Origin of the sequence: uncultured Campylobacter sp., assembly GCF_938031315.1 — a bacterium.
Classification (GTDB): domain Bacteria; phylum Campylobacterota; class Campylobacteria; order Campylobacterales; family Campylobacteraceae; genus Campylobacter_B.
In genome coordinates, this window is sequence record NZ_CALHHT010000265.1 from 1 (window position 1) to 2898 (window position 2898).

Genomic DNA, 2898 nt, shown 5'->3' on the forward strand with positions numbered 1-2898 from the left:
TTGCCGCACGATTTCTTGGGGTATTGGATAATGAAAGCTCAAAGCGGCCTCGGACACGCCTACGCCGTTACTTTCAAGAAAAATCCATATGCATTTACCGCTCATGAAAAGACCAAAAAAAATATGACGCAAAACTGCATCTTTTGTCATAAAGATTACGCCGCAAACGTAATCGATCCGCGTGCCATAGGTAATGCTGTGCCTAACGATAAGGCTCAAAGTCATAAGGGCAACGACTATCAAGCCCTTGAATGCGTTTCTTGCCACAGAGAGGCCGGACACGCGCACAATTTTTAAATTTAACAGGAGGAAAAAATGAATAAAGTGTTGTACGCGATCGCCTTTTTAGTGGCGGTAGTTTTAGGCGCTGCGATGTTCGCTCTTTTTACCGATATAGGCGAAAAGAAAGCGGAGGAGAAAACTTACCCGCTAATGCTAAATAAGGTAAGCGAGCTCGAGCCGGATTTTGAAAAATGGGGCGCAAATTTCCCAAATCAGCTTGACGGCTACAAAAAAATGGAGCATAAAAGCGACGAAAATCCAAAAGGAAGCGAATTTGTAGAAACCGCTTTCGGCGGAGATTTTCCTTATAGTAAGATTATTCGCTGGCCTGCGGCTACCGTGTTTTGGAACGGCTATGCGTTCGGCGTTGATTACAGCAAACCACGAACCCACTACTATACTCAAATAGATCAGATCGAGACCAAAAGAAACGATAAAGAATTTTTAAATGCTCACGGACTTCCTGCGTTTAAAGGTCAACCAGGCGCCTGTGTAAACTGCCATACCGGCTATTTGACCGCGCTTCAGCTAGATCCTGATTACAAACTAACCGAAGATCCGACTCCAGCAGCTAGCCAGCCGATGCCTTTCTTCGACGTAATGCCGAAAGAGGAAGGCGAAAAGAGAAAAGCTGCTTGGACGAAGATGAACTCTATCCCATACTTTGACGTTATGAAAAAGATCGCCGCCAAACACGGAGAGAGTATCCACGGATCGCACCTGGGAAGCACTTGTGCAGACTGCCACCACCCGGACGATATGAGCCTAAGAGTAACAAGACCTGGATTTGTTAATGCAATGGCTGCTCGCGGCTACGAGGCCGACGCGAAAAGCGGCATAAAAGCCAGCAGACAGGAGATGAGAAACTTCGTTTGTATGCAGTGCCACGTCGAGTACTACTTCGGCAAAAACCAAACTCTAACTTTCCCTTGGAATTTCTGGAAGAAAGGCGAGCCGTTTAAGATCGAAAATTTCGACCAATACTACGACGATCAGCTAGCTAAAGACGGATTTAAATTTGACTATATCCATAAAGATACCGGTGCAAAAATCATTAAAATGCAGCACCCTGAGGCCGAGCTAAGCTCGACCGGTATCCACGGAAGAAGCGGCGTAACGTGTGCGGACTGCCATATGCCGTATAAACGCGCCGGGGCTCAAAAGATCACCGAGCATGAAATTTTAACTCCGCTTGCCGATATAAACGCGGCTTGCAAAACTTGCCACCCGCAAAGCGAGCAGGTGTTAAAAGATAGAATCGCGTTCGTTCAGAATCGCCACGCTTACGAGCTAAGAAACTGCGAAAATGCGCTACTTTCTTTGATCCAAGACGTAAAAACCGCCCGTGCAGAGCTAGCTAAGCATGAGAAATTTGCTTTGATCGCCGATGAAAAAGAGAGAAAAGAAGCGATCAGTAAGGCTCTTGAAAAGACTCTTTACTTGCACCGCAAAACTCACATCCGCTGGGATTTCGCATTTAGCGAAAACAGCTACGGCTTCCACGGAGATGAAGAGGCTGCTAGAATTCTAGGACAATGCAAAGAGTTCGCTCGCCAAGGACAGATCGAGCTAGTTAATGAGCTTGCGCCATACGGCATCAGCATCAAGCTAACTCAAGAGGCTACTCCTGTTCCTGCGCCTGAGTCTTTGGGACACAAATATCCTATTGGTGCGGCTCCGACCGAGGCTATGAAGAAGACTGACGAAAACGTCAAGAATCTAAATTTTAAATCCTAAATTCTAAAAATTTTAAAATCAAATTTACCCAGGCTACCCTTTTGCTCGCTTTATTTGTAAATTTAGAATTTATTGTTTATTTAGCCGTTTTTAGGGATAATTCTCAGCAAAATTTAAAGGATAAAATATGGTTAAAAAATTGATTTTTGCCGCGTTTGCAGCGAGTTTGGCTTTCGGCGCCGGGCCGCTTTCCGTAAAGGTGAAAGAGTCGGCAGGCTTAGAAACGAGCGAGGCGGACGAGTCTGAAGCAAGGATGGGCGAGTGTCTCAAAAAGGACGGCTCGGCGGAAGGCAACATCAAGTGCATCAATGCGGAGTTGAAGATCCAGGATAAAATTTTAAACGAGACCTACAAAGAAGCGCTAGACGCCCTAAACGACGATAACAAAAAGAAGCTGAAAGAGATCCAGCGAAAATGGGTAGCCTACAAAGAGGCCAAATGCCCGTTTATCCCTTTTGAGGGCGAGCTTTACCGCGTGGAATCGGCGGATTGCTATCTGCAGATGACCAAGGAGCGCATAGGCGAGCTGGGGCATGTCATCGAAATTTTTAAAGGTCAATAGGCCGCTTGCTTTTGTTTAAATTCTCGGCGGGTTTGCATTTGCTAAATTTACGCAGCGCCCACCGAGATAAAATTTTAAAATTTATCCAAACGACTGCTTTTAAATTTACGCTTTAAAATTCCGCAAAGGCGCGTAAATTTTGTTTAAATCTAAGCTAAATATTAAACTTACATTTATCTTTTATTTCATATAATCTCGCGAATATTTTTTAAGGAGTAGTCTTATGAAACAATTACTGATTGCGGTGAGCGTTATGGCCGTTTTGATCTTTAGCGGCTGTAGCAGGAAGGTCGATGTGATAAACATGGAGGTGTATA

At 44.8% G+C, this 2898-nt stretch carries 2 protein-coding genes and 1 pseudogene; all 3 read left to right on the forward strand.

Features of this window, described 5'->3' with window-relative positions; translation table 11 throughout:
• Positions 1–297: pseudogene (locus tag Q0236_RS06690) on the forward strand (cytochrome c nitrite reductase small subunit); the annotation flags it as partial.
• A gap of 18 nt (positions 298–315) precedes the next feature.
• Positions 316–2019 (forward strand): ammonia-forming cytochrome c nitrite reductase subunit c552, encoded by a 1704-nt coding sequence (locus Q0236_RS06695; RefSeq protein WP_297916272.1) that lies wholly within the window; start codon positions 316–318, stop codon positions 2017–2019.
• 127 nt (positions 2020–2146) lie between these two features.
• Entirely contained in the window at positions 2147–2581 is a 435-nt protein-coding gene (locus tag Q0236_RS06700; protein ID WP_297916274.1) for a lysozyme inhibitor LprI family protein, read from the forward strand.
• The last annotated feature ends 317 nt before the right edge of the window (positions 2582–2898 follow it).

Excerpts from the sequence above, each read along its gene's own strand:
- Q0236_RS06695 (WP_297916272.1), top strand. The coding sequence starts at position 316 with ATGAATAAAGTGTTGTACGCGATCGCCTTTTTAGTGGCGGTAGTTTTA.
- Q0236_RS06700 (WP_297916274.1), top strand. The coding sequence starts at position 2,147 with ATGGTTAAAAAATTGATTTTTGCCGCGTTTGCAGCGAGTTTGGCTTTC.